Annotated in this window: 5 protein-coding genes; all 5 read left to right on the top strand. The window is 33.5% G+C overall.

Annotation, left to right across the window (positions count from 1 at the left end):
- Window positions 1–176 precede the first annotated feature (176 nt).
- Window positions 177–695: a general stress protein gene (locus tag ACFX4X_RS25245; RefSeq protein ID WP_377387600.1), complete on the top strand. Its 519-nt coding sequence runs from the start codon at window positions 177–179 to the stop codon at window positions 693–695.
- 199 nt (window positions 696–894) lie between these two features.
- On the top strand, window positions 895–1101 hold the full coding sequence (locus ACFX4X_RS25250) for a DUF5316 family protein (RefSeq protein WP_054399278.1): 207 nt from the start codon (window positions 895–897) through the stop codon (window positions 1099–1101).
- A 154-nt stretch (window positions 1102–1255) separates the two neighbouring features.
- Window positions 1256–2074 (top strand): MerR family transcriptional regulator, encoded by an 819-nt coding sequence (locus tag ACFX4X_RS25255; RefSeq protein WP_053535405.1) that lies wholly within the window; start codon window positions 1256–1258, stop codon window positions 2072–2074.
- A gap of 62 nt (window positions 2075–2136) precedes the next feature.
- Complete coding sequence (locus tag ACFX4X_RS25260) at window positions 2137–2820, top strand: DUF554 domain-containing protein (RefSeq protein WP_377387603.1); 684 nt, start codon at window positions 2137–2139, stop codon at window positions 2818–2820.
- Window positions 2821–3016: 196 nt separating this feature from the next.
- The gene (locus ACFX4X_RS25265) at window positions 3017–3472 is read left to right on the top strand and encodes an SRPBCC family protein (RefSeq protein WP_377387606.1); all 456 of its coding nucleotides are present in this window, start codon (window positions 3017–3019) and stop codon (window positions 3470–3472) included.
- Window positions 3473–3666 lie beyond the last annotated feature (194 nt).

Raw genomic sequence — 3666 nt, forward strand, 5'->3', positions numbered from 1 at the left:
ACTTTATTTTGGGGTAATAAGCAGGGTTTCGTGATAGATGGTGGCGGCGGGGATCGCCGCCATAGAAGTTTCTTATGGAACTTAAGGGGCAGAATAGTTCCATAACATTCCAATATAAGGTAGAATATATTCTGGATATTGGAGTTTAAAAGAGCTAAAGAAATAAAGGTGATTCTGTGAAGAAATTATTAGAAAAAAGACTTGCGTACCTTTATAAAGGTGAAAGAAACGCAATAATTGTTTTTATTGTTATAAGTTATTTATATAACTTTGCATTTCCCAGTATACAATTATATTCATTGTTTTCTTTTTGGACATCATTTCTTCTTTTGGAATTTATTTTATTACAAGGAACCATTTATTGGTATAAAAAATGGAATCGTTTAAGAAAAGAAAATACACCTATAACTCCCATTCAAACTGTTAAACAGTTACGACGTTTGAAAAAAATCAATATAATCTTGATTGCGATTTCACTCTTAGCTTTCGCTATTGATTTCTCTAAATGGTATCCTTCTTTACCAGTATTGGGATTGTCAATTGCAGGATTTATTTGCATTTTCGCAGTTTTAGAATATATTAATTATTTTCACATTCAATTATCATATGATAATATCTCAGATATTAAATATTTGCTGAAAACTAAAAGGTTGAAGCAAGCCTGTATAAGTAAAGACTTAAACGACTGTCGTTGAGAAATTAATATTTTAGTCACTAAAAATGAATAAGTTTGTGAAAAGATGTTCTTAAACAAACGGGTGCGTTAGTTGAAGATCAGAGCTGTCTATAAGGCAGCTCACTAACGGGGCAGGATAGTTCAATAAGAAAGCCAATGAATTCCATGGTATAATATGTAATGAAAATATACGAGAGCCTAACAAGGGGGAGTTATTAATGTTTCAGTTTTTTCTTATTGTTGGGATAGTAAGTATTGTTATTTCAGGTGTTTTTATCGGAGCATGGACAGGTGGACAACAACAAAGAGCAAATTTTCATTCAGAAACAACAAAAAATCGAAGCTTTAGAACTAAAATAGCATTAATCTCAGGTCTCATAGCTGTAATCTGTTTAGGTATTTCTGGATTAATATACTTTGTATAATAATACTTTGCTCTTCAACTAATGGGTCTTTACTTCAATAAGGAAGGTTGCTGAGGCAGCCTTTTTCTTATGGCACTAACGGGGCAGGTTAGTTTAACTTCATATAATTGTGTATTATAGTGATAATATAAAGTTTTTCTAAAGGAAGATTAAATTGAAGAATAGATTTTCAATTGGAGAAATGGCTAAACTCCATAATACGACCATAAAAACCCTTCGATATTATGATGAAATTGATTTATTAAAACCTATACATACGGATCTAAACAACGGTTATAGATATTATTCAACGGAACAATTTGAACATTTGAACACTATTCATTATTTAAAGGAATTAGGTTTTTCATTAAAGGAGATCAAGGGACATCTAGACGACAGGAATATCGATGGTTTTTTGTATCTCTTAGAGGAACAGAAACGATTAACCGAAAAAAAAATGAAAGAACTGGAACGAATTAACCGAAGGTTCCAAAATCGAATCAAGGACATTAAATTAGCACGAGAAATAAAAGAATTGGAAGTGCCATTCATACAGGAGAGGAAAGAGAGAAGGATAGTAAGATTAATGGAAATAATCAGTTCAGAACCTGAGATGGAAGTTTCCTTACGACGATTAGAGAGTCTGTCTAATATGAGTTCTTCTATATTTATTGGGGGAGTAGGTCTTACGATAAGTATTAATAATACATTAAACAACAAGTTCAATGAATATAACTCGATATTTATTTTAGTCGAAGAAGATGATATTCAAAATCCTTTAGTGACAACTCTTCCCGAAGGAATGTATGCCTGCATTTATTATAATGGAAATCACAGCGATTCACCCGAACATTATAGAAGCTTACTCAATTGTATTCAAGATAACGGTTTCCAAGTTATCGGGGATTCCATTGAAAGAACAATAATTGACCATTATATCTCAGGTAGTAAAGAAGACTATCTGACAGAAATACAAATACCAATAAAGTGTTGACCCTCCCGTTACAGGAGGGTCTATATTTTTGGATAGAACAATAATTAAAAGGAGAAATGATTATGTTTGGAACAATCTTTAATACAATGATGATAGTAATCGGAAGCATTATCGGAAGCATCTTTAAAAAGGGGATAAAAGATGAATGTCACAACATTCTAATGCAGGCTATGGGGTTAGTTGCGTTGGGGTTAGGAATAAATGCACTAGTGCAACATTTACCTTCCAGCAAATATCCGGTACTTTTTATTGTAAGCTTAGCCGTAGGGGGATTGCTCGGTCAAAGGCTGAATTTAGAATCAAAATTTAATGCTTTAGTTAATAAATATTCCAGAGGTAATTTAGCTGAGGGGTTAGCGACTGCTATCCTATTATTTTGTATTGGAACGTTATCTATTTTAGGTCCTGTAGAGGCAGCGTTAAAGGGAGATTATACGTATCTGCTTGCAAATGGGGTGTTGGATGGGATTACCTCGATTGTATTAGCATCCACATTTGGTATTGGGATAGCTGTTGCAGGAATTGTTTTATTTATTTGGCAAGGTGCCATTTATTTAATTGCTATTTTAATGGAGAACTCCATAAATAATGATCTTCTGAACGAAGTGACGATTGTAGGAGGTATATTGATAATCGCATCTGGTTTAAATATTTTGGGGATTAAGAAATTTAATACTTTAAATCTTCTACCATCAATAATAATTCCTCCTATTGTATTTTTAGTTATTCATTTTTCTCATTTATAATATTTGTGAAATATTACACTTAAACTAACAGGTGCTATAGTTCCATAAGAAAGCCACCATTTGGTGGCCTTTTGAATGTAAAAAAATATCCTTAATTAACTATCGGGGCAGTTTAGTTGAATAGGGGCTAGGTAATAATGGCTTCAACGAACTATAATGATGGTGTTAGAAAGTGCTTATAAAAGGGGAATAAGAAATGCCTGTTATTGAGTATCAACAATTTATTAAAGCACCAGTTGAATTATGTTTTGATCTTGCGAGGAGCGTGGATATTCATACCAAAACGACATCTAAAACAAAGGAAATCGCTGTTGATGGTGTGACAGAAGGGCTATTAGAGGCGGGAGATACTGTTACTTGGGAAGCCATTCACTTTGGTATTAAACAAAGGCTGAAAGCCCAAGTGACATTAATGGAAAAACCAAATAAGTTTGTAGATATTATGGTGAAGGGTGCCTTCCATTCTTTTGTTCACACACATCAGTTTATCGAAGAACCAGGTGGAACTATAATGATAGATAAATTTCAATATAAGTCACCGTTCGGTCCAATTGGGGTTTTAGCTGATAAGTTGTTTTTGGAGAAGTATATGAGAGCATTTATCATTTCTCGTGCAAAGGCACTGAAAAAGATTGCCGAGAATATGCTCTAACCTTGTTTAACTAACGGGTGCTTTACTTCTATAAGGGAGGTTGCTGAGGCAGCCTTTTTCTTATGGCACTAAAGGGGCAGGTTATCATTCCTGTAGTTCGTTATTTTTCAGCTTTGAAAAAAATAGGGCTCCTCAGTAAGATATGAGTAAGACATCACTCTAACTCAAAACCTTAGGAGGAACCTTAATATGAA

It is taken from the genome of Peribacillus sp. YIM B13481, assembly GCF_042787985.1.
In the GTDB taxonomy this organism is placed as follows: Bacteria; Bacillota; Bacilli; order Bacillales; family DSM-1321; genus Peribacillus; species Peribacillus simplex_A.

Coding starts and splice junctions, on each gene's coding strand:
- ACFX4X_RS25260 (WP_377387603.1), top strand. CDS start 2,137: ATGTTTGGAACAATCTTTAATACAATGATGATAGTAATCGGAAGCATT.
- ACFX4X_RS25250 (WP_054399278.1), top strand. CDS start 895: ATGTTTCAGTTTTTTCTTATTGTTGGGATAGTAAGTATTGTTATTTCA.
- ACFX4X_RS25265 (WP_377387606.1), top strand. CDS start 3,017: ATGCCTGTTATTGAGTATCAACAATTTATTAAAGCACCAGTTGAATTA.